This is a genomic window from Streptomyces sp. NPDC032126 (assembly GCF_055580085.1).
Genome location: NZ_JBVIMA010000001.1, coordinates 1,034,307 through 1,056,809 on the forward strand (window position 1 = coordinate 1,034,307; position 22,503 = coordinate 1,056,809).

13 protein-coding genes and 1 tRNA gene are annotated in these 22,503 nt (G+C 74.9%); 3 read left to right on the plus strand and 11 right to left on the minus strand.

Annotated elements, in window-relative coordinates:
- Nucleotides 1–73: 73 nt before the first annotated feature.
- A complete protein-coding gene (locus ACZ5NW_RS04330; RefSeq protein WP_468742179.1) occupies nucleotides 74–1,093 on the plus strand; it encodes a LacI family DNA-binding transcriptional regulator in 1,020 nt (339 codons plus the stop codon).
- Between the two features lie 25 nt (nucleotides 1,094–1,118).
- Here ACZ5NW_RS04330 and ACZ5NW_RS04335 read toward each other — a convergent pair whose 3' ends face one another.
- The gene (locus ACZ5NW_RS04335; RefSeq protein ID WP_468742180.1) at nucleotides 1,119–2,276 is read right to left on the minus strand and encodes a Gfo/Idh/MocA family protein; all 1,158 of its coding nucleotides are present in this window, start codon (nucleotides 2,274–2,276) and stop codon (nucleotides 1,119–1,121) included.
- A gap of 122 nt (nucleotides 2,277–2,398) precedes the next feature.
- Between ACZ5NW_RS04335 and ACZ5NW_RS04340 the strand changes: the two genes are divergently transcribed.
- Entirely contained in the window at nucleotides 2,399–3,403 is a 1,005-nt protein-coding gene (locus ACZ5NW_RS04340) for a LacI family DNA-binding transcriptional regulator (protein ID WP_468742181.1), read from the plus strand.
- Here ACZ5NW_RS04340 and ACZ5NW_RS04345 read toward each other — a convergent pair.
- The 7 genes from ACZ5NW_RS04345 to ACZ5NW_RS04375 form a co-directional block, all read right to left on the minus strand.
- The gene (locus ACZ5NW_RS04345; RefSeq protein WP_468742182.1) at nucleotides 3,393–3,737 is read right to left on the minus strand and encodes a cupin domain-containing protein; all 345 of its coding nucleotides are present in this window, start codon (nucleotides 3,735–3,737) and stop codon (nucleotides 3,393–3,395) included. The two genes, ACZ5NW_RS04340 and ACZ5NW_RS04345, sit on opposite strands and share 11 nt — an antisense overlap.
- 101 nt (nucleotides 3,738–3,838) lie before the next feature.
- On the minus strand, nucleotides 3,839–4,897 hold the full coding sequence (locus tag ACZ5NW_RS04350) for a class I SAM-dependent methyltransferase (RefSeq protein ID WP_468742183.1): 1,059 nt from the start codon (nucleotides 4,895–4,897) through the stop codon (nucleotides 3,839–3,841).
- The gene (locus ACZ5NW_RS04355; protein WP_468742184.1) at nucleotides 4,894–6,072 is read right to left on the minus strand and encodes a glycosyltransferase; all 1,179 of its coding nucleotides are present in this window, start codon (nucleotides 6,070–6,072) and stop codon (nucleotides 4,894–4,896) included. The genes ACZ5NW_RS04350 and ACZ5NW_RS04355 overlap by 4 nt, the downstream gene beginning before the upstream one ends.
- Nucleotides 6,069–6,863: an alpha/beta fold hydrolase gene (locus ACZ5NW_RS04360; protein ID WP_468742185.1), complete on the minus strand. Its 795-nt coding sequence runs from the start codon at nucleotides 6,861–6,863 to the stop codon at nucleotides 6,069–6,071. The genes ACZ5NW_RS04355 and ACZ5NW_RS04360 overlap by 4 nt, the downstream gene beginning before the upstream one ends.
- A 3-nt stretch (nucleotides 6,864–6,866) precedes the next feature.
- Nucleotides 6,867–7,178: an acyl carrier protein gene (locus tag ACZ5NW_RS04365; RefSeq protein ID WP_468742186.1), complete on the minus strand. Its 312-nt coding sequence runs from the start codon at nucleotides 7,176–7,178 to the stop codon at nucleotides 6,867–6,869.
- On the minus strand, nucleotides 7,175–11,707 hold the full coding sequence (locus ACZ5NW_RS04370) for a beta-ketoacyl synthase N-terminal-like domain-containing protein (RefSeq protein WP_468742981.1): 4,533 nt from the start codon (nucleotides 11,705–11,707) through the stop codon (nucleotides 7,175–7,177). Before ACZ5NW_RS04370 ends, ACZ5NW_RS04365 begins: the two co-directional genes overlap by 4 nt.
- Before the next feature lie 44 nt (nucleotides 11,708–11,751).
- Nucleotides 11,752–18,666, minus strand: a complete 6,915-nt coding sequence (locus ACZ5NW_RS04375; protein ID WP_468742187.1) for an SDR family oxidoreductase — start codon at nucleotides 18,664–18,666, stop codon at nucleotides 11,752–11,754.
- Between the two features lie 522 nt (nucleotides 18,667–19,188).
- On the opposite strand from ACZ5NW_RS04375, the gene ACZ5NW_RS04380 reads away from it, so the two are divergent.
- Nucleotides 19,189–19,262: transfer RNA gene (locus tag ACZ5NW_RS04380), tRNA-Pro, on the plus strand.
- Nucleotides 19,263–19,323: 61 nt separating this feature from the next.
- On the opposite strand, the gene ACZ5NW_RS04385 is transcribed toward ACZ5NW_RS04380, so the two are convergent.
- The 3 genes from ACZ5NW_RS04385 to ACZ5NW_RS04395 form a co-directional block, all read right to left on the minus strand.
- Nucleotides 19,324–19,467, minus strand: coding sequence for a hypothetical protein (locus tag ACZ5NW_RS04385; protein WP_468742188.1), 144 nt, complete (start codon nucleotides 19,465–19,467; stop codon nucleotides 19,324–19,326).
- Nucleotides 19,468–19,511: 44 nt separating this feature from the next.
- Nucleotides 19,512–21,611 carry a sensor histidine kinase gene (locus ACZ5NW_RS04390; protein WP_468742189.1) on the minus strand — a complete coding sequence of 700 codons (2,100 nt, stop codon included), beginning with the start codon at nucleotides 21,609–21,611 and terminating at the stop codon, nucleotides 19,512–19,514.
- Between the two features lie 96 nt (nucleotides 21,612–21,707).
- A complete protein-coding gene (locus ACZ5NW_RS04395; RefSeq protein ID WP_468742190.1) occupies nucleotides 21,708–22,400 on the minus strand; it encodes a response regulator in 693 nt (230 codons plus the stop codon).
- Between the last annotated feature and the right edge of the window lie 103 nt (nucleotides 22,401–22,503).

The following is a 22,503-nucleotide window of genomic DNA, read 5'->3' on the forward strand; positions in this document are numbered from 1 at the left end:
GTCAGTACAAACCCCTCGAACAACCAGCAGCGAGCCATCAAAAACCCCTCATGACGCGTCCGAGGAGCCGGCTGTGGGCCATCCCTTCCCGATCCGTGAGATAGCCCGTCAGGCGGGTCTGAGCGAGGCCACCGTCGATCGTGTCCTCAACGGCCGGGGCGGGGTGCGCGAGTCCACCGCGCTGGAGGTGCGGCGGGCCATCGCCGACCTGGACCGCCAGCGCACCCAGGTCCGGCTGGTGGGCCGCACCTTCATGGTCGACATCGTGATGCAGGCGCCGGAGCGCTTCAGCAGCGCGGTGCGGGCCGCCCTGGAGGCCGAGCTGCCGTCGCTGCACCCGGCCGTGCTGCGCTCCCGCTTCCACTTCCGGGAGACCGGGCCGGTCGACGAGCTGGTGGACACGCTGGACCGGATCGCCCGGCGCGGCTCCCAGGGCGTGATCGTCAAGGCGCCCGACGTCCCCGAGGTCACCGCCGCCGTCGGCCGGCTGACCGCGGCCGGCATCCCGGTCGTCACCCTCGTCACCGATCTGCCCGCCAGCGCCCGCCTCGCCTACGTCGGCATCGACAACCGGGCCGCCGGAGCCACCGCCGCCTACCTCATGGGACAGTGGCTGGGCGACCGGCCCGGCCATGTGCTCACCAGCCTCAGCAGCGGCTTCTTCCGCAACGAGGAGGAGCGCGAGATGGGCTTCCGGGGTGCCATGCGGGCCCGGCACCCCGAGCGGGCGCTCGTCGAGATCACCGAGGGGCAGGGGCTGGACGCCACCCAGTACGACCTGGTGCGGGCCGCGCTCGAACGCGAGCCGGACATCCGCGCGGTCTACTCCATCGGCGGGGGCAACATCGCCACGTTGCGCGCGTTCGCGGACGCCGGTCGCGAGTGCGCCGTGTTCGTCGCGCACGACCTCGATCACGACAACACACGGCTGCTGCGGGAGCACCGGTTGTCCGCCGTGCTCCATCACGACCTGCGTCACGATGTGCGGGAGGCGTGTCATCACGTGATGCGGGCGCACGGCGCGCTGCCGGCGGCGGGGGCGGCGGCACCGGCGGCGATTCAGGTGGTCACGCCGTTCAACATGCCGGTCTAGGCGCCGCCCGTCGCCCCGGCCCCGATCACCCCGGCACGTCCACCCAGGTGCCGCTCTCGGCGGAGCGGGACATGGCGTCGAGGACGGTCGCGCTGTGCACGGCGTCCGCGAGCGTGGCGCCGTACGGCGTGCCCTCGGCGATCGAACGCAGGAAGCGGTACGCCTCGATCACCTTGAGGTCGTCGTAGCCCATGCTCGTCGCGGCGCCGGGCTGGAACGCGCCGTACTCGCCGTGTCCGGGGCCGACGTACAGCGTGCTGACCGGCTGGTCCTGGTAGGTGGTGCCACGGCTGACGCCGAGCTCGCCCATGCGGCGGAAGTCCCAGAACACCGCGCCCCGGGTGCCGTGCACCTCGAAGCCGTAGGCGTTCTGCTCGCCGACCGACACCCGGCAGGCCTCCAGCACACCGCGGGCGCCCGAGGCGAAGCGCAGCAGGCAGCTGACGTAGTCCTCGTTCTCGACCGGGCCCGGCTGCCCGCCGGTGGCGAGGGTGTGTCCGGCGGTGGCGCCGGTCGGGCGGGCCCGTTCGGGGACGAACACCGCGGTGTCGGCGGTGAGCCGGACGATGTCGCCGAGCAGGAAGCGGGCCAGGTCGACGCCGTGCGAGGCGAGGTCACCGAGCACTCCGCTGCCGCCGCGCCGCCGTTCGTAGCGCCAGGTCAGGGCGCCCTGGGGGTGGGCCGCGTAGTCGCTGAAGAGGCGGATGCGGACATGCGTGACGGTGCCGATCTCGCCGGCGGCGATCAGGTCGCGGGCGGTCTCGACGGCGGGCGTGTTGCGGTAGTTGAAGCCGACCGCGCTGTGCACGCCGGCCTTGGCCGCCGCGTCCGCCACCGCGCGGGCGTCCGCGGCGGTCAGCCCCACCGGCTTCTCGATCCAGAGGTGTTTGCCGGCCTCGGCCATCGCGACACCGATCTCGCGGTGCAGGAAGTTCGGTGCGGTGACGCTGACGGCCCGCACGCGCGGGTCGGCGGCCACCTCGCGCCAGTCCCGGGTCGTCGAGGCGAAGCCGAACTGTGCGGCGGCCTCCTCGGCCCGGCCGGGTACCTCCTCGGCGACCGTCACCAGCTCCGGGCGCAGGGGGAGCCGCGGATAGTGGTGGGGGACCCGGGCGTACGCCTGGGTGTGCACCCGTCCCATCCAGCCGAACCCGATGACGGCGACGCCGAGCGTGTCCACCATTGCAGCCCCTCATTGGACCGGTCCATTTCCTGTCCGACCCACCTTCGGCGCGCCCCGGCGCCGGTGTCAACCCTTAGCACCGCCTTTGACAAGCGGTGCCGACCATGGAACGGTCCATATCCATGCGACCGCCGACCATCCGCGATGTGGCCGACCGGGCCGGCGTCTCCAAGTCGCTGGTCTCGCTCGTCCTGCGCGGCTCCGACCAGGTGCGCCCGGAGAAGCGGGAGGCCGTGCTGCGGGCCGTGCGCGAACTCGGCTACCGTCCGAACGCCGCCGCGCGCAGCCTCAGCGAACAGCGCACCCGCACCGTCGGCGTCCTGCTGAACGATCTGCGCAACCCCTGGTTCGTCGAGCTGCTCGACGGGCTGAACTCCCTGCTGCACGACAACGGCCTGCGCATGGTCCTGGCCGACGCCCGCCTCAACCGCCGCACCGGACAGGACCCCGCCGGGCCCTTCCTCGATCTTGGGGTCGACGGCCTGATCGTGGTCGGCACGCTGCCCGACCCCACCGAGCTGGGGGCGGTCGCCGAGCGCCTGCCGGTGGTGGTGGCCGGCGCGCGCGAGCCGGGCCCGCCCGCGGTGGACGTCGTCGCCAACGACGACGAGCGCGGCGCCCGCCTGGTCACCGAGCACCTGATCGGGCTCGGCCACCGCCGCATCGCGCACATCGCGGGCTACGGGGCCGTCGGCGAGCTGCGCCGGCGCAGCTTCGAGGCGACGATGCGCACCCACGGCCTCGCCGACGAGGCGGTGGTCGAGGCCGGCGACATGACCGAGGAGGGCGGCTACCGCGCGACGGTGCGCCTGCTGAGCGCCGACCGCAGGCCGACGGCCGTCGTCGCCGTCAACGACATCGCCGCCATCGGGGCGCTGTCCGCCGCCGAGGAACTGGGCCTGCGCCTGCCGCGCGACCTGTCCGTCGTCGGCTACGACAACACGAGCATCGCCCGGCTGCGCCACGTCTGGCTCACCACCGTCGACAACGCCAGCCACGAGGTCGGCCGCCGTGCGGCCCGCTGCCTCCTGGAGCGCTTCGCCGGGACCGGGGGAGCGGGGCGGCTCCACCTCGCGGCGCCCACGCTGGAGATCCGGGGTTCGACGGCGCCCCCGCTCACCGACTGATCGCGTATGCCTTGCGCAGCGTCTCGTGCACCGTCCACGTCGTACGGTCGCCGGCGCGCAGCACAGCCATGTCGCCGGGCCCGACCGTGAGCGTCGGCCCGCCCTCGACCTCAATGGTCGCCGACCCGCTGACCACGACGAACACCTCGTCCGCCTCCGTGTCGGTCACCACGCCGGGCGTGATCTGCCACACCCCCCGCAGCTGCCGGCCGTCCGCGGACTCCCACACCACCTTCCCGGTCACCTCGGGTGTCCCGGAGACGACCTGGGCGGGATCCAGCGGCTCGGGCGCGAGCTCGGCGTCGGGGATGTGCAGGGCGAAGCTGTGCGTCATGGGGGGACCGTAGTCGCCGACGGGGCCCGTGCGGCGTGGACACAGTGTTAGGGATCGAGGGCTCGCGGCGGACACAACGTCATCCCGTCAGCCGTCAGGCATCAACGGACCCGCCGGGCCACGATCCGATACGCGTTGGACAACCCGAGGCGCCCCACGAACGGCCGTACGACGAACCGATCGAGCAAGGCGGCCGAGGCGAGCGCGGGAACCCCCGCGAGCAGCACCGCCCCCCGCCCGGCCCGCCGCAGACGGCCGGGCGCGGCCGCCAACCACGGCGCGTCCTCACGCGGGGCGAAATGATCCAGCGCCAACCACACCGCGGCCAGCAGATCCACGGGATCGTGCGCCTCGGCCCGCTGCTCGGCGACCACCGAGAAACCCAGCCCGGTCAACCGCTCCCGCAGATTCGCCGACGGCATGAGGTGCAGATGCTGGGGCTGAAGCCAGGGCAACCACCACCGCCCGAGCATCGCGGCGTACCGACTCCCGGGGTCCGGCACCTCGATGAGCACATGACCCCCCGGCCGCACGGCCTCCCGCGCCGCGCGCAGCTCACGGTCGGGGTCGGTGCTGTGCTCCAGGTAATGGAACATGCTCACCACGTCGTAGCGCTCGCCCAGGTCGGGCGCGAGGTCCACGAAGCTCCCCCGATACGCCCGCTCCACCCGTCCCTCCCGCTCGGCGAGTTCGACACCGTCGGTGAAGTCGAGCCCGTCGAAGGAGGTGCCGGGCAGCACGTCCCGCGCGGCCGCGCAGAAGTGGCCGTGCCCGGTGCCGACGTCCAGCCAGGTCTTCGGCGCCGGGTCGTACGGCAGCAGGGCCTCGGCCCGTCCCCGGTACATCGCCGTACGCCCCCCGAAGGTGTCGCCGAGCTTCTTCTCGCCCAAGCCGTCGTAGAAGTCCCGGTAGTAGAACTCCAGGCCGGCCTCGCTGAGCCGGGGGTTCTGGAAGGTGTGCCCGCACGCGGCGCACCGGTCCAGCACGAACCGCCCCGGCTTGTGCTGGAGCAGGTCGGTCGTGCGCAGCCGGGTCGTCAGCCGGTCCGAGCCGCACCAGGGGCAGTCGGTGCGCCGGGGCTCGAAGAACCGGTCGAGACCGGCGGCGAGATCGGCCTGGTAGGCCGGGCGCAGGGCGTGGATCCGCTCGTTGTCGCTCAACTGGGCTCCAGGGCGAGTCGTTCGAGATGGGAGGCGGCGGCCGGGGCTCCGCCCGCCGCGCGGAACGCCGTACGGACGCGCCCGGCCGCCGCCCGGGGTCCGGGTTCGTGCAGGACGGCGTCGAGCGCCGCCCCGAGCCTCGCGGCGGTGACCCGCCCGAACCGCACCCGCACCCCCGCCCCCGCCGTCACGACCTGCCCGGCCACGACGGGCTGGTCGTCCCGGATGGGGGCCACCACGAGCGGCGCGCCGTGCCACAGCGCCTCGCACACGGTGTTGTGTCCGGCGTGACAGACGACGGCGTCGACGCCCCGTTCCAGCAGGGCGAGTTGCGGCACATGCGCGGCGATCAGCACGTCCTTGTCGTCGCCGGGCGGCCCCAGCGTGCCGCCCGGATCGGCGATCACCCCCTGCACCCGGTCGGCCCGCTCCCGCAGAGCGCTCGTGCACAGGTCGAGGAAGCGGCCGCCGGTGTCGGCGTTGGCGGTGCCCAGGGTGACCAGCACGGTCGCCCGCCCGGGGTCCAGCCGGTCCCAGGGGAAGCCGGCGGGCGCGGGGCGCGCGTCGATCGAGGGGCCGACCCAGCGGACGGAGTCCGGTCCCGCCGCGCCCGCCAACTCGGGTGTGCTGAAGGCGAGGACGAGGTGTGGCGAGAAGCGCGGGTCCGCGGTGCCCGACGCGTCGCCGACCGTGTGCCGCAGCCGCGCCAGCCGCCCGTCGACCCACTCCCGCACCTTGGGCAGCCCCGCCAGCGGGTCGGTGAGCTCGGCGGTCGTGGTCGCCGAGGTCGCCCAGGGCAGCCCCAGCCGTTCGGCGACGAGCGCCCCCGCGAACGCCTGCTGGTCGGCGACCACCACATCCGGCCGGAACTCCTCGGCGGCGGCCCGGACGCCCGGCGCCATCGCCTCGGCCAGCGGCAGCAGATACCACTCCCACAGGAACTTCAGCGCCTCCGGTCCGCGCAGCTCCGGCGGCCGGCCGGCCCCGTCCGCGCCGGGCACCGGACCCGCGCAGCCGAACACCGCCGACTCGTCCCCGGCCAGCCGCGCGACCAGCCCCGGATCGGGGCACGCCCACGCCACCGCGTGTCCCCGGTCGGCCAGCCGGGCCGCGACCCCGACGGCCGGATTGATGTGCCCGACCAGCGGCGGTACGACGAACAGGAACCGGCTCACCGGACCGCCAGCCCGCCGGACTGCCGGATCAGGGACAGGACGTGCCCGCCCACGGCCCCCGCGGCCTCCACCAGCACCGAGTGCTCGTGGCCCGGGATCACCACCGTCCGGCAGTCCGGCAGCGACTCCTCCAGCCACGGCGCGACCTCGGCGAGATCGGAGTCGCCGCCGTACACGCCGAGCACCGGACAGCGCACCGCCGCGATCTGATCCCGCGTCAGCACGGTGCTGGCGGGGATGTCCCGGCCCAGACTGGTCTCGCGGGCGAGCCGGGCCGCACCCTTGGCCAGCCGGGCGGTGTTGTGACCGCGGTGGGCGGTGATCCAGGTGATGGCGTCCGGCTCGTTGTACGCCAGCTCGTGCACCACGCGATGCAGGATGCCGCCGAGCTTCACCGCCCAGGCGGGGGTGGCCGGTTCGGACTCGATCAGGCTGACGCTCGCCGCCCGCCCGGGGTGCCGGGCCGCGTAGCCGAACGCGATCGTGCCGCCGTAGGAGTTGCCGACGAGATGCACCGGGCCGGTCACCCCCAGCCGGTCCAGCAGGGCCCGAAGGTCCTCGACGGCGTCGTCCAGCGCGTAGCCGCTCGGGGGGCGGTCGCTGCGGCCGTGACCGCGCAGGTCGTACATGACGACGTCCAGGCCGGCGGCCGCGAACGCCGGGGCCACGGTGAAGTAGTAGCTGGCCAGGCTGTCGGTGAGCAGTCCGTGCACCAGCACCACGGTGGGGCCGCCGCGCGGGCCGATCCGCTGGACGTGCAACCGGAGCCGGCCGGTGTCGACCATCGTCATGGCTCAGCCCGCCTCCGTGGCCTTCAGACTGGTCACCACGTACTCGACGAGCCGCCCGACGGTCAGCTCGATGATCTCGTCGAACTCCATCCCGGCCAGGAACTCGGCGAAGTTGACCCGGTCGCCGTAGCGCTCCTGGAGGAGTCCGGCGAGCGTCACCAGGTCGATGCTCTCCAGCTCCAGGTCGCGGTTGAACGTCGTGCTCATGCCGATCTCGACGTCGTCGAGGCCGTACTCGTCCTCCAGCAGCCGTGCCAGCATGCCGGTGACATCGGCGAGGACCGCCTCCTCGGTGGCGGTGGGCGAGGTGTTCATCGGGCGGGGGCCTCCTCGGGCTCGGGTCCGGTGGTCCAGGCGACGACGTACTCCCGGTGCGGCAGGCCGGGCGGATTGACGACCGGTGCGCAGTGCACCGTGTGGACGGGGGCCGAGCGGCCCGAGACGGTGAGGAGGTCGCCCTCCGGGGTGGCGTCGACGACGGCGAAGTCACGGGGCCGGCCGTCGAATCCGGTGCCCTCCGCCTTCGCGGCCGCCTCCTTCGCCGTCCAGAACCGGGTGAACCACAGTGCCTCCGGCTCGCCGGTCGCGGCACAGCGTTCGCGCAGCAGACGCAGTTCGGCCGGCCCGAGGGCGACCGCCACGGCCTGCTCGCCCCGGTCGGTGACCTCCTCGATGTCGATACCGGGCCCACCGCCGGGACGCGATGAACGCGGCCGGACGATCGCGACTCCCGCCTCGGCGCAGTGCGCCAGGGACACCTCCAGCGGGGGCAGCGTCCGGCCGTGCACACCGGTGACGTACGGGCGGCCCGCCGCGTCGTTGCGCACGCGCAGCTCCGCCGGGAAGACCGGGCCCTCACCGTGGTCCCACAGCCACCGCCGCACCGCGTCCTTGACCGCGATACGGCCCAGCAGCCACTGCCGGCGGCCGCGCGGAGCGTGCCCGGCGTACTCCGAACGCTCCGCGCCGCCCAGGGAGTTGCGCATGATCAGCTCCCGGGAGGCCAGGTCCGGCCACCGCTCGTGCAGCAGCGTCCAGCCGCCCGGCCGGACCTCGGAGAGGGTGTTGCGCTCGGGGAAACGCTCGACGGGACGCGTCTTCGGGTCGTTGTCGAAGCGGCGGTCCTGCCAGCCGCGCAGCTCCGCCCACACCGTCCCCGCGACGGTGAGCTGCACGTCGGCTTCGAGGAGCGTGTCGGTGAGGGAGGTGATCCGCACCAGGCAGCCGACGTCGGTGCCCGGGGCCGGGTGCGGGCCGTAGAAGCGCATCTCGCGCATCCCCACGGGGAAGACGACCGTGCGCTCGGTACGGGTGGACATGATCCAGTAGCCGAGGATCTGGCCGACGTTGTCCAGCAGGGCGCCGGGGGCGGACGGCGTGGTGATCCGGCCGCGCACATGCCGGTCACCGATCGCCGTCAGTTCGCTGACCCCCTGGAACGCGGGGCCGTGGAACATCCAGCGCTCGCTGTAGAGCTGGGCGGCGGTATGGGCGGGCGGGCGCTCGCTCGCCGGGTCCACGCGCCAGGGGGCGGGCGGCGGGGCCGGATGACGGGCGGCGAGTTCCACGGTGGCGCGGGCGCGCGGGCCGAAGGCCACGAAGAGCCGGTCCGGGCCGTCCGGCGTCGCCGTCACGGGTACGTCCACGGCGGGGGCGGCGGTGAGCCACTCCTCGAAACGCGCCCCGTGCACGGCGACCGGCAGCAGTCCGGGGGCCGCCTGCGCCGCCGCGTCCATGATGTGCCGCACGATCGTCGTCGCGGGGACGACCGGCCAGCGGTCCGCGATGTCCGGCCAGCCGGGGCGCTGCGGGAAGAAGCAGTGGTCGAGGAGGTAGGGCATGGAGTCGGGGGAGACGTGGACGGTGGTGTGCCGAGGGGAGAGGGGCGGTGCCGCGGGCGCGGGTGTTCGTACGGGGGGCGGTGCCGGTGCCGGCGCCGGTGTGCGGGAGACGGTCGTCGTGCCCCGTGCGGTGATGAGCGCGGCCGCCGTGTCGGCCGTCTCCCGCAGCAGCGCGTCCAGTTCGGCGGCGACGGGCAGGTGCGGGGCCAGCGCGCCGAGCGGCGCGTGCGCGGTCGGGCGCGCCCGACCGAGGTCCGCCCGTAGCGCGGCCACGTCCCGTGGGGCCAGGGACACCAGCGACCCGCCGAGGTCGAGGCGCACCGGGGGCCGCCCGGGTCGTACGGCCTTCTCCGCGCGCCGCGTCGGTGCCGGCGCCGGGGACACCGCGGCCCCCGCCGTCCACAGCGCGGTCGCCACCCGGCGCAGCTGGGCGAGGCCGCCGCGGTGCGGGGAGTTGGCGGCGACGGCCAGATGGTCGCGGGCGCCGAGCGTGTCGTCGATCAGGGAGCCCAGCTGACCGGGGCCGACCTGGACGAACGCCCGGTGACCGCTCGCGTACAGGGCCTCGGTGAGCTGCCGGAAGCGGACCGGCTCCAGCAGGTGCCGTACGAACAGGGACCGGATCTCCGCCTCCCCGGACGGGAAGGGCGCGGCGGTCGTGCCGGACCAGACGGGCACGTCCGGCGCACGCAGGGCGAAGCGCGCCGCTGCCTGCCGGATCGGACCCAGGTGGGGCGCCAGCATCGGCGTGTGGAAGCCGGAGCGGAAGGGCAGCACCTGGCTCAGCACGCCCCGTGCGCGGAAGGCGCGGACGAACTCCTCCACCGCCGTGTCCGGGCCGCACACCATCGACTGGCCGGGGGCGTTGTCGTGCGACAGCACCAGACCGGCGGCCGCCCATCCCTCGTCGCGCAGCGCGTCCAGCACCCGCTGCGCGGGCGCGCCGATCGCGCCGAAGGCGAGGCCGGGCACGGTCACCGAGTCGGGGTCGAAGTCCGCCATGAACGCGTCCACCTCGTCCCCGTCGTACATCCCGCCGGCCACCATCGCCGTCCACTCGCCCACGCTGTGCCCGGCGACCGCGTCCGGCACGATCCCGGCCCGGCGCAGCGCGGCGTCCAGCAGCCGGCCGACGGCCACGACGCCGAAGCCGTGCCGGCCCACGTCGCCGACCTCGTCCTTGGCGACGGCGGGCAGCGGCAGTCCGAAGTGCGCGGCCACGTCGTCGACCCGCGGGGCGAAGTCGCCCTCCAGGCCGGGGAAGACGAACGCCAGCCGTCCCCCGCCCGCGCCCAGCAGCGGCTCCGGCCGGAACCACACGTCGCCGCGCCCGTGCCAGGACCGGCCCTTGGCGACCGCCCGGCGGGCCAGCGCGAGGCGTTTGGCGGTCGGATCGACGATGCCGAGGCGCGCCCGCCCGGCCTCCCTGTGCGGCTCGGCCGGGTCGAGCCCGGCGGCCCGTACGGCGGCGTCGTCGGCGTGGAGCAGCGCGCCGAGCCCCTCGGGGCCGTCGGCGGCGAGCAGGAGCACCCGCTCGGGCTCCTCGACCTGGAGGGGACCGCCGCTACGCCCGCTGTCCGGTGCGGGCCTGCCGCCCCTCGCCGCGTTGCCCCGTACCGATCCCTCGGCCCCCGGTGCCTCCTCCAATACGACGTGGGCGTTGATTCCGCCGAAGCCGAACGCGTTCACGGCTGCCCGGCGTATCCGCCCCTCGTCGGTCTCCCACGGCTTCGCCTCCGGCAGGGTGCGGAAGCGGGTGTCGGACAGGGCGGGGTGCGGGGTGTCGCAGTGCAGGGTCGGCAGGAGGGTGCGGTGGTGGACCGCGAGGGCGGCTTTGATCAGACCGGCGATGCCGGCGGCCGGCATGGTGTGCCCGATCATCGACTTCACCGAGCCGATGACGGCGTGCTCCCCGTCGCCAGTGCCGAACACCTCGGCCAGCGTGGCCAGTTCGGCCGCGTCGCCCGCCGGTGTCGCGGTGCCGTGCGCCTCCAGCAGGCCGATCGAGCCCGGCTCGGCCGGGTCGAGACCGGCCGCCCGCCAAGCCTGCCGCACGGCCAGCGCCTGCCCGCCGGGGTCGGGGTTGACCAGCCCGGCCGCGCGGCCGTCGCTCGCCACCCCGGTGCCCCGGATCACCGCGTAGACGCGGTCGCCGTCCCGCTGGGCGTCGGCGAGCCGCTTGAGGACGACCACGCCGGTGCCCTCGCCGATCAGGATGCCGTCGGCGTCCCGGTGGAAGGGCCGGATGCGCTGGCTGGGGGAGAGCGCCCGCAGCTGGGAGAAGACGCTCCACAGCGTGATGTCGTGGCAGTGGTGCACACCCCCGGCGAGCATCAGGTCGCAGCGCCCGGCGCCGAGTTCACCGACGGCCTGGTCGACGGCGACCAGCGAGGAGGCGCAGGCCGCGTCCACCGTGTACGCCGGACCGCGCAGGTCGAGCCGGTTGGCGACGCGGGACGCGGCGAGGTTGGGCACCAGCCCGATCGCCGACTCAGGACTGTCCGGCCCGAGCCGATCGGTGAACGCCTCTCGCACGCGGTCGAGTTGATCGGCCGTCAGATCCGGTACCAGCTCGCCCAGGGTGCGTACGAGCTGGCCCGCCGTGCGCACCCGCTGATCGAGCCGGACCAGCCCGGGCGTGAGGTAGCCGCCCCGGCCCAGGACGACGCCGACGCGCCGCCGGTCGGGGAGCCGGTCGGGGCCGCCCGCGTCGGCGAGGGCGGCCGCCGCCACGTGCAGCGCGATGAGCTGGTCGGGCTCGGTGCCGGCCACCGAGGCCGGCATGATGCCGAACCGGGTGACCTCCACCTCGGCCAGCGTGTCCACGAACCCGCCCCGCCGGCAGTACACCCGGTCCGCCACCGCCGGTTCGGCGGCGGAGCCGGGCCGGTAGTAGTCCGCGTCCCACCGCCCGTCCGGCACCTCGGCGATCGCGTCGACGCCGTCGCGCAGATTCCGCCAGTAGGCGTCCAGGTCGCCCGCGCCGGGCAGCAGCGCGGCCATCCCCACGACGGCGACCGGCACTTGACGTGGTGTCACCCGCGCGGTCACCAGCCCGACGCCGTGTAGACGACGGCGCCCGCGGCCGGGTCTCCCCAGGCGAGCTCGCGCAGCAGCGCGGCGGTGCCCTCCTCCGGGTCGATCAGCCGGACACCGCGCCGCGCGTACTCCCGCGCCAGCTCCGGACCGACCATCCCGCCGTGCCCGGCGGCGGGCGCCCACGGCCCCCAGTGCACGGTCAGCGCCCGGTGCCCGGTGCGCGCCGCCCAGTCCGTGCCGAGGGTCTCCAGGGCGTCGTTGGCGGCCGCGTAGTCGGCCTGCCCCCGGTTGCCCAGGACGGCCGCGATACTCCCGAACAGCACGGTGAACGCGGGCCGTTCGGGCAGCTCCTCCAGCGCCGCGAGGAGCGCCCCGGCGCCGGTCGCCTTCGTGCCGTAGACCCGTTGGAAGGACTCCGCCGTCTTCTCGGCGACGAGCCGGTCCTCGACGACCCCGGCCGCGTAGACCACCCCGTCGAGGCGGCCGTGCTCGGCGTGGATCTCCTTGACGGCCTGGAGCACCGCCTCCGGCTCCCGGAAGTCGACGGAGCGGTAGCGGACCCGGCTGCCGAGCGCCGTCAGCTCCGCCAGCGTGGCGGTGATCTCCCGCCGCGCCAGCAGGAGTTCGGCCTCCCGGTTGATCTCCGCCGGGGTCATGCCGCCCCGCGCGGCGAGCGCCGCGCGCAGCTCGGCCGGGGTGTGCGCGGCGGCCGTGCCCGGGTCCTCGGGGCCGTCCGGCGCGGGCGTCCTGCCCAGGAGTTCCAGACGGCAGCGGGAGGCGCCGGCGAGTGCGGCGGCGCACTGTGCGGTGATGCCGCGCGCCCCGCCCGCCAGGACGACGACCGCGTCCCGGTCCAGCCCGAGCGCGGCGGCCTCGGCGGCCCCGTCGCCGGCGGGCCCGGCACCCGTGCCGCCCAGCGTCCCGAGGGGCGCCTCGACCAGCTCGTACCCGTGCCGCCCGGCGGCCGTGCGCAGCACGACCGGGGTGCGGTCGGGGGCGAGCACCTCGGCGAGGACGGCGTCCGCGAGACCGTCCCCGGCCAGCTCCTCCGTGGCGAGGTCGACGAGCCGGACGACGGTCTCCGGGTACTCCCGGGCGAGCGTGCGGAACAGACCGCGCAGCCCCGCCGACGCCCGGTCCGCGCCGGGCGGCCGCAGGGCGAGCAGCCACCCCGGCCGCCGCGTCACGGCCGCCTTCAGCACCGGGAAGGCGTCCGGCAGCAGCGGCGCCCCGTCGGCCGCCACCGCGTACAGGATCCCGTCGACGGGCCCGTCCTCGTCCGTGAGCAGATGGTCCTGGTCGCGTACGACGATCTCGGCGCCGTGGGCGGCCAGGCGCGCGCTCGCCGCGGTGCCGTCCCCGAGGACGACCCACCGCGTCCCGGCCAGCACCGACGCCGGGTCCCGCCGGGGCTCCGGACCCTCGACGAGCACCGGCCGCAGTACCTGGCGGCGGGGCGGCTCGCCGGTGACCTCGGGTTCGGGCCGCGCGGGTTCGGTCCGCGGTGGCTCGGTCCGGGGCGGGGCCGCCGGTCCGGCGAGCCGGGCGGTCAGCCAGTCGGTCACCGCGGCGGCCGTCCGCGCCTTGGCCAGCTCCTCCACCGCGGCGTCGTCCAGTGCGGCCAGGTCCGCGCCGTCCCCGACCCCGAGCCGCCGGGCGAGTTCACCGGCGATCTCCGCGCGCTTGATGGAGTCGACGCTCAGGTCGGCCTCCAGATCGAGGTCGGGTTCGATCATGTCGACGGGGTAGCCGGTGCGCTCGCTGATGACGGCGAGGACGACCTGCTGCACGTCGGGCTGCGCGTCGGTCTGGATGTCGGCCGGGACGTCGGTCTCCGGGGTCGTCGTCCCGGCGATCTCGTCGACGGCCGTTCCGACGGGCCGAGCGGTCACGGGCTCGACGGCGACGACCTCGGCCGGCAGCGTGATCACCGGGGCCGGAGCCACCGTGCCCGCCCCGAAGTAGGTGAGCAGCACGTCCCGTTGGGCGGCGATCATCTCGCGGCCGGTGCGCAGGAACTCGGTGATCAGGGCGTCCCGGTCGGACGGGGCGCCGTGCGGGGGATTCGTCGGCACAGTCGCCTCCAGGGGCTTCTCGACGCGTCGGGCCGGTGCGAGCGCACCGGGCAGCAGGTCTCCGGCGGCGGTCCGTACGAGCTGGCCGTCCACCGTCCAGCCCGGCCGCTTCGGCACGGGCGCGCGCAGCGCGTCGACGGCGTCCCGGCCGCGCAGCAGCCATCCCGCGCGCACCGGCAGTCCGGCGACCGCCAGCCGGGCCAGCGCGTCGAGACGGCCCGGCAGTCCGCCGTCGGGGCGGGGTTCGCAGGGCACCGCGTGATGCGGGCGGTCGCCGAGGATCCGGCCAACCAGCCGGGTCAGCACCGTGCCCGGGCCGGCCTCGACGAAGACGCGCGCGCCGGCCGCGTACATCGCCTCGATCTGCTCGGCGAAGGCCACGGGCGCGCCGATCTGCGCGGCGAGTTCGGCCCGGACGGCGTCCGGGTCGGCGGCGTAGGGGGCGGCCGTGCGGTTGGCCCACACGGGGAATTCCGGTGCGTGCACGGGGAGTTCGGCCAGCGCCTCGGCGAAGCGGTCCGCCGCGCCGGCGACCAGGGGGCTGTGGAAGGCGCAGGCCACCGGGATGCGCCGGACGCCGAACCCGCGCTCGCGCAGCAGCCGTACGGTCTCGGTCACGGCGTCCGTCGGGCCGGAGATCACCGTCTGCTCGGGCGAGTTGCGGTTGGCGATCACCACGGACGCGGGGGCCCCGGCCGAACGCAGCGCGGCGGCGACGTCCTCGGCGCCGGCGGACACGGCCGCCATGGTGCCCGGTTCGTCCCCGGCGGCCGTGAGGATCGCCGTCGCCCGCCGCACGCTCAGGGTCAGCAGGGTCTCGGGATCGAGGGCGCCGGCCGCGCAGAGGGCGACCAGCTCGCCGTAGCTGTGTCCGGCTGCCATGTCCGGGCGGACGCCCGCCGCGGTGAGCAGCGCGTGTGTGGCGAGCCCGGCGATCCCGAGGGCGGGCTGCGCCACCCGGGTGTCGGTGAGGTCGGCCCGCTGACGGTCGCGGGCGGCGTCGTCGAAGGCGGCGGGAGGGTAGAGCGCGTCGGCGTGATCCCGGCCGAGCTCCAGATAGTGGCGCAGCTCGGGAAAGGCGACGAACAGGTCGGCGGCCATGCCGGGACGCTGACTGCCCTGCCCGGGGAAGAGAAAGGCGACCTTGCCGGGGGCGGATGCGACGTCGTGAGCGCTGGCGGGGGCGTCCGCCTCGGCCCCGTGCGCGCGGGTGGGCGCGTCCGTCTCGGCGAGGTGCACCCCCCGCCCCGGATCGTGCTCGCCCCTGAGCGCCCCGTGCAGTTTCTCCGTCAGGTCCGGCACGTCCGTGGCCACCACCGCGATGCGGACCGGCTCCGTGCCCGCGTCCGCGCGCCGGGCCGCGCTCAGGGCCAGGTCGCGCAGGCGCCAGGGCCGGTCGTCGGACTCGGCGGCGGTCAGCAGCTCCTCGGCGGCCCGGCGGGCGGCGTCGCCGTCGCGGCCCCGGAACAGGAACAGCTCGGCCGGCCAGGAGTCCAGGCCCCGTACCGGCGGGACGCCGCCGGCGTAGGCACCCAGCACCACATGGAAGTTGGTGCCGCCGAAGCCGAACGCGCTGACCCCGGCGATACGTTCACCGGCGGGCGCCGGCCACGGCCGGGCCTCGGTGTGGAAGACGAACGGGCTGGTGTCCGCGTCCCAGGCCGCGTTGGGCCGCTCGACGTGCAGCGTCGGCGGCCGTACGCCCGTGTGCAGCGCCAGCACCGCCTTGATCAGGCCGGCCAGTCCGGCGGCGCACTTGGTGTGCCCGATCTGCGACTTGACCGAGCCGATCGCACAGCCGCCCCGGCGCGCCCCGGCGGCGGTGAACACCTCGCCGAGGACGGAGAGTTCGGTGCGGTCCCCGACGACGGTCCCGGTGCCGTGCGCCTCGACCAGGCCCACGTCGGCGGGGGAGACGCGCGCGTTGCGGTAGGCCCGTTCCAGCGCGGCCCGCTGTCCCTCGGGCCGGGGCGCGGTCAGGCCCAGGGAGCGGCCGTCGCTGGAGCTGCCGAGTCCCTTGATCACGCCGTAGATCCGGTCGCCGTCGCGCTCGGCGTCGGCGAGCCGTTTCAGCACCACGCACGCGACGCCCTCGCCGAGGGCGATGCCGTCCGCGGAGGAGTCGAAGGCGCGGGAGCGGCCGGTGGGGGAGAGGGCGTGCACGGAGGAGAACAGCACATAGTCGTTGATGCCGTTGTGCAGGTCCGCCCCTCCGCACAGCACGACGTCGCTGGTGCCCGCGGCGAGTTCCTTGCAGGCGACGTCGACCGCGGCGAGCGAGGAGGCGCAGGCGGCGTCGACGGTGTAGTTGGCGCCGCCGAGGTCGAGGCGGTTGGCGATGCGCCCGGAGATGACGTTGGCGAGCATGCCCGGGAAGGAGTCCTCGGTCAGCCGCGGGAGCTGGTCCGCGAGTCCGTCCGGGAGGTGCCCGTAGTACGACGGCAGCACGGCCCGCAGCGTGGCCGTGTTCGACAGGTCGCTGCCGGCCTCCGCGCCGAACACCACCGAGGTGCGCGAGCGGTCGAACTCCCGCCCCGCGTCGCCGTATCCGGCGTCGTCCAGCGCACGCCGGGCGGCCTCCAGGGACAGCAGCTGGACCGGTTCGACGCTGCCGAGGGAGGCCGGCGGGATGCCGTAGCGCAGCGGGTCGAAGGGGATGCGGGGCAGGAAGCCGCCCCACTTGGACTCGGTGGACGAGCCGTGGTGCACGGCCGGGTCCCAGCGCTCGGCCGGCACCTCGGTGACGGCGTCGTGGCCGCCGACGACGTTGGCCCAGAACGCGGCGAGGTCCGGGGCTCCGGGGAACATGCAGGCCATGCCGACGACAGCGATGTCGAGGGGGTCGGGTGCGGGGGGCGTCGACTCCCGCGTCAGGCCCAGGGGGCCGCGCAGTTCCGCCGCGCGGGAGGCGAGGAGTCCGGCGGCCCCGGCGGTCACGGACTGGTGCAGGGCGGCGACGGTGGTGGTCGCCGAGCGCAGCACCGCCACCTCTCCGGCCATGAACATGCCCTCGATGAGCTGGCGTTCCTCGTCGACGGGGGTGAGCGCTCCGGCGGCGTCCCGCTCCACGCCCTTGCTGGCGACGCGCAGCCGGCCGACGTTGAGCCGCTCCAGCTCCTCCCAGATCCGCCGTTCGGGCACGCCCTCGGCGCGCAGCCGGGCCTCGTGCGCCGCGTAGCCGGCGGCGAAGGGGCTCGGCACACAGCGGGTGGCGTGGCCGGGCGCCGACTCCAGCAGGGCGGTGCGTTCGGCGGCCAGCACCTGCCGCTGGAACAGGGGAAGGATCGCCCCGCGCGCCACCGCCTCCTCGGTGAACAGGTACGCCGTGCCCATCAGCAGGCCGACGGCCGCCCCGCGCGCGGTCAGCGGCGCGGCGAGCGCGGCGACCATGGCCGCCGACCGCTCGTCGTGCACCCCGCCCGCGAAGAACACCTCGACGCCCTCGGCGGAGCCTTCCCCGAAATGGTCCTCCAGGACGGCGAGTTGGGCCTCCCACAGCGGGAAGCTCGCCCGCGGCCCGACATGCCCGCCGCACTCCGCGCCCTCGAAGACGAACCGCCGCGCCCCGGCCTGGAGGAACTGCCGCAGCAGCCCCGGCGACGGCACGTGCAGGAAGGTGCGGATCCCGTCCCGCTCCAGCGCCTCCGCCTGGGAGGGCCGCCCGCCGGCGATGATCGCGTGCGTCGGCCGCACCTGCCGTACCGCCTCCAGCTGCGCGGCCCGCACGTCCTCCGGGGCGAAGCCCAGAACGCCCACGCCCCACGGCCGGTCGCCCACCGCGTCCCGGGTCCCGGCGAGCATCTCCCGCGCCCGCTCCCCGTCGGCCAGCGCCAGCGCGAGGAAGGGCAGCGCCCCGTCGTCGGCCACGGCCGCCGCGAACGACGCCTGATCGCTCACCCGGGTCATCGGCCCCTGGGCGAGGGGCAGCCGGGTGCCGAGCGCCCGGCTCATCGGCACGTCCGGCCCCAGCGCCCGTCCGGGAGCGTCGTCGCGTACGGCGTCCCGCACCGCGTCGGTCAGGGCGCGCACGGTCCGCCGTACGTCCCCGAAGCGGTCGGCGAACCGGGCGGCGAGGAAACCGTCCTGGCCCACGGGCAGCAGCTGCGTGCGCGGATCCCGGGCGCCCAGCAGGGCGGCCACGTCCGCGCCCTCCGGCACGGACGGGGCGTCCGGGCCGCGGCGGCGCAGCACCCGGTGGCCGGCCAGCAGGACGGTCTCGGAGCCGTCCAGGGGGCGTAACGCGGCGGCCGCCGGCTCGGGCAGGGCCGATTCGGCGAGCAGGGCGAGCTGGCTGTCGAGGACGACTCCGGCGGCCCCGCCGGCCACCGCGGCGGCGGCCGTGCGCGGACCGATGCCCCCGCAGGCCCAGACCGGCAGCTCCACGTCGGGGGCCGCGAGCACCTGCTGGAGCAGCACGAAGGTGCTCAACTCGCCGACGCGGCCGCCGGATTCGGCACCCCGGGCGATCAGCCCGTGCGCCCCGGCGCGGGCCGCCTCCCGGGCGCCCGGCAGGTCGGTGACCTCCACCAGTACGCGCGGGAAGAGGGCGAGCGCCTCACCGGCCGACCAGGCGGCGTCCGGCGCCAGCACCGCCGTACGGATCCCTCCGGGCACGAGGTCGCCGGGTCTCAGGCGGCAGCGCGGGCCGATCCGGACGCCGTATCCGCCCGCGCCCGGGTCCGCGTCGCGCAGCCGGGCCAGTGCCTCGCGTGCCGTGCGGTCGCCGGTGCCCAGGTCGAGCACCCCGAGCCCGCCGGCGCGCCCCACGGCCAGGGCGAGCCCGGGATCGGGTTCGCCGAACGGAGTGATGCCGATGATCATTTCCTGGGGACGCACAGCGGACGTCATGATTCTCCGAATCAAGGTGAAACTGCACGGTGGGGGGTGTGCGGGGAGGTGCACGGGTGCAGGAACAACACCGACGAGAAGCGTCTGCGCGAAACGCGTTGAAAGGTAGACCGCTTGTTACTCGCTGGTCAATGAGGCAACTGTGCGGCGCTCATCAGCCGTATTGATTCGGTCAGCCGCGCGTTGGGGGCCACTGCGGCGGAAATCGGGACCAAATTCATGGGGGAGTTGACGCGTTTACTCCGGCCTCATGAAGGTGAAACACGAACGATCGAAGGAAAAGGCGCCCGCTGGGGGCGCATGTCCGAATCCGGGCGCACTTTTCCGGCATTCCGGCGGCATTCCGGGCCCGCCCGGGAAATTCTTCGGACCGGCCCCGGAGTGACCGGAAGCGCGGGTCGGGGTGAGCGGACCGCCCGCCGGGGTCCCGGTGCGCCGCGGCCGAGGCCCCGGCCGCCGCACACACGCCCGTAGGGTAGGGTTTACCTGCGCGTTCACACGGTTCACCCCGCGAGAGCGCGACGGGACGTGGCGCAGCTTGGTAGCGCACTTGACTGGGGGTCAAGGGGTCGCAGGTTCAAATCCTGTCGTCCCGACAGCAGGGCGGAGGCCGCCTCGTGGAATCCACGAGGCGGCCTCCGGCTGTGTGGGGGAGTCCTACGGGCACTCCGGTCGGCCATGGGGGAAGCAGCGGGCCGTGAGCCGGTCCTTGGCCCCGGGAAGACGGAGCGCCACGGCGATCCGTAGAGCGCCGGTCACCAGGCGTTCCTTGGCGGAGCCCGCAGTCCGGTTCCGGTTCATGGTCATCTCCCTTCGACGCCCCTCGGGCGTGCTTCATCGATCGCCTACGAGTCTGTGGCGCCCTCGGCCCCGGGCGCATGGGACCTCGGTCCCAACGTGGTCCCGGGCTCGGCCGGGAACGCCGCGTCCACGACCGTGCCGCCCGCACTGCTGGTCAGCGTGAAGGCTCCGCCCAGTTCCTCGGAGCGCTCCGCCATGGACCGCAGCCCCAGGCCCGGGCCCGAGCTGTGCGTGGCGAAGCCGTCGCCGTTGTCGGTGATCCGCAGGCTCACCCGGCCGTCCACCGCGCTCACCACCGCTCGGGCCAGGTCGGCGTGCGAGTGCCGTACGACGTTGTTGAGGGCCTCGGCCGTGATCCGGTACACGGCGACCTGCAGAGCCGCCGGCAACGGCGGCAGCGGATCGGGTTCGACCGACACCGCGATGCTCAGACTGCGGCTGCTGAGCTGCTCGGCGAGCCGGCGCAGCGCCTGTTCGAGGTCCGCGCCGTCCAGGGCGGCCGGCGCCAGTCCGTCCGTGATGTGCCGCAGCTCGCGGATCGCGTATCCGATGCCGTCGGACACCCCCTCCAGCGGCCGGGCCACCTCCGCCGCCGCCCCGCGCCGTACGGCGTCGACCTGCAGGCGCAGGCCCGACAGCGCGGGACCGAGGCCGTCGTGCAACTCGTGCCGCAGGCGCCGGCGCTCCTCCTCGCGGGCGTGGATGAGCTGCTCACGGCTGCTCCGGAGGTCCTGGTACAGCCGCAGCGAGGCCAGGGCCGGGGCGGCCTGCTCGGCCAACACCTGCACCGCCTCCCGGTCCTGCGGATCCAGGGCCAGCTCACCGGGGCGCGGCGCGACCGCCAGCAGCCCGATCTCCTCGTCCCGGTACACGATGGGGAAGCGCTCCGCGTCCGGGCCCGGATTCTCGACCCTGACCAGCTCGCGCGGCCCGTGGTGGGTGTGCACCGTGACGGAGGCCGCGGGCAGGCCCAGGACGCGCACGACGGTGTCGCCCAGCAACTCGGGCGCGTCCCCCGGGTCGGGTGCCCGGCTGAGCCGTTTCGCCAGGTTGCGCACCACTTGGTACGGGTGCGCGCGGTCGCCGTAGAAGTAGTGGTCCATCAGGCGCGCGGCCCAGCGGGACGTGGGCCGCAGCAGCACCCCGAGGAGCAGTCCGAGCGCGCACGCCGGGAGGAGCTGTGCGGCGTCCCCGGTGTGCGGGGCCAGGCTCAGCAGCACGCCCGCGACCGCCGCGGACGCGGCGAGCAGCAGGAACGTCAGCAGCAGCGCCGTCAGGACCCGGCGGGCGGCCCGGTCCAGGTACCAGGTCCGCGCGCGGGCGTGGGCGTAGCCGAGCGAGACCGGCCACACCGCCGCGACCACATAGTGCAGGGGGCGTTCGACGGTGGGCGGGAGCTGCGCGTGGAACCCCAGCAGGAGCCACAGGCACCACGCCGTGTACGGCACGGTGACCCAGTAGGTGGCGCGCCGGTACTCTGCCGAGGCCGCCATCCGCACGGCCATGATCACCAGGGCGGCGACCAGCGGGATCTCCATCCCCCGTTCGTCGACCCAGCCCAGCACGGGCTCGGTGCGCTGCCAGAACGCCGCCCACGCGCCCCCGCCCATCGGGTTGGACACCCCCATCCACGCGTCGAAGGTGGTCCAGCCGTACAAATTCTGGGCCGCGCTCAGCAGAAACATCGCGACGACGTACCCACGGGCCCAGCGGCCCCGCAGCCGGCCGTCGGGCAGCCAGATCGGCTGGGTGAGCAGCAGCAGCCCGAACAGCGTGTAGAAGACCAGGCCGACGACGAGCGCGACCGGTCCGAGCCAACGGGGCAGCAGATCCAGCGAGACGGTGAACAGCAGCGTGTTGAACACCGCGGACGACGCCCCGGTCACCAGCAGGAACCAGCCGAAGACGATCCCCGAGCGGCGAGCCAGGAAGGACAGGCCGGACAGCGCGAAACCCAGGCCCAGCAGCAGATTCTGGACCGTGAGGTGGAACTCGTCGTACCCGACGGCGGCCGCGTCGAGGTGGGTCAGCGTGAGCAGCGCCCACACCACCACCGACAGCGCGGTGACCGCGCACACGATGTACGCCGGAAGCAGCTCACGCCCTGTGCCGGGGGACCTGGCGCCGGTCGCTCTCTCGCTCATCGCCCGCTCCTCACGTCGCCGGCAGGTCTCCCAGAGTCCCCCGCCCACCGTCCCGATCGCATGAGGCACCGGTCCCGTCCGGCTCCCGTAAGCGGCTCAGGCGTCCTCGCCCAGACCCGCGTCCCGGGCCCGGGCGACCGCCTCGGCGCGCGTGGCGACGTGCAGCTTCTCGAAGATGTGCGTGACGTGGTTGCGGACCGTCTTCTCCGACAGGACCAGCTCCCGGGCGATACGACGGTTGTCGAAGCCGCGTGCGATCAGTGCGAGCACCTCGACCTCCCGGCCGGTCAGTGCCGGGAACAGCTGTTCGGCGTCGCGTCGCCTGCCGCCCGCGACCAGGTCGGTGAGCCGTGCCGCGACCCCGGCGCCGAAGACCGCGCCGCCCGCCGCGACCGTGCGTACGGCGTGCAGGACCTCCTCGGCGGGGGCGCCCTTGACGATGTAGCCGCGCGCCCCGGCCTGGAGGGCGGCCAGCAGGTCGCCCTCGTCGTCGGACATGGTGAGGGTGAGTACCGGCAGACCGGGGTGGTCCTCGGCGAGCGTGCGGATCGCCTGGACGCCGGAGCCGTCCGGCAGCTGGAGATCCATGATGATCACGTCGGGCCCGTGCGCGGCCACCGCGGCCGGCACCTGCGCCACGGTCTCCGCCTCCGCCACGACGACCACCTCGCCGAGGCTCTCCAGCGCGGACTTCAGCCCACTGCGGAACAGCGGATGGTCCTCCACGACCAGCGCGCGCAGCACCGGCCGCTCCCCGTCGACGAGGGTCTCACCAGCGTCGTCACTCACGACTCGAACGGTAAGCGGCCGGGATGACTTCGGCATATTTTGCGGGCATGCGGGCGAGCGTCGCCGGTGGGGGCCGGTGCGTGGGGTGCCCCCTGGGCGGCCT

What these genes read in the sequence shown, in the direction of transcription:
- ACZ5NW_RS04365 (WP_468742186.1), bottom strand. Translation starts at nt 7,178, where the DNA reads ATGAACACCTCGCCCACCGCCACCGAGGAGGCGGTCCTCGCCGATGTC.
- ACZ5NW_RS04360 (WP_468742185.1), bottom strand. Translation starts at nt 6,863, where the DNA reads ATGACGATGGTCGACACCGGCCGGCTCCGGTTGCACGTCCAGCGGATC.
- ACZ5NW_RS04345 (WP_468742182.1), bottom strand. Translation starts at nt 3,737, where the DNA reads ATGACGCACAGCTTCGCCCTGCACATCCCCGACGCCGAGCTCGCGCCC.
- ACZ5NW_RS04375 (WP_468742187.1), bottom strand. Translation starts at nt 18,666, where the DNA reads ATGACGTCCGCTGTGCGTCCCCAGGAAATGATCATCGGCATCACTCCG.
- ACZ5NW_RS04385 (WP_468742188.1), bottom strand. Translation starts at nt 19,467, where the DNA reads ATGAACCGGAACCGGACTGCGGGCTCCGCCAAGGAACGCCTGGTGACC.
- ACZ5NW_RS04370 (WP_468742981.1), bottom strand. Translation starts at nt 11,707, where the DNA reads ATGGCCGCGCTGCTGCCCGGCGCGGGCGACCTGGACGCCTACTGGCGG.
- ACZ5NW_RS04390 (WP_468742189.1), bottom strand. Translation starts at nt 21,611, where the DNA reads ATGAGCGAGAGAGCGACCGGCGCCAGGTCCCCCGGCACAGGGCGTGAG.
- ACZ5NW_RS04340 (WP_468742181.1), top strand. Translation starts at nt 2,399, where the DNA reads ATGCGACCGCCGACCATCCGCGATGTGGCCGACCGGGCCGGCGTCTCC.
- ACZ5NW_RS04335 (WP_468742180.1), bottom strand. Translation starts at nt 2,276, where the DNA reads ATGGTGGACACGCTCGGCGTCGCCGTCATCGGGTTCGGCTGGATGGGA.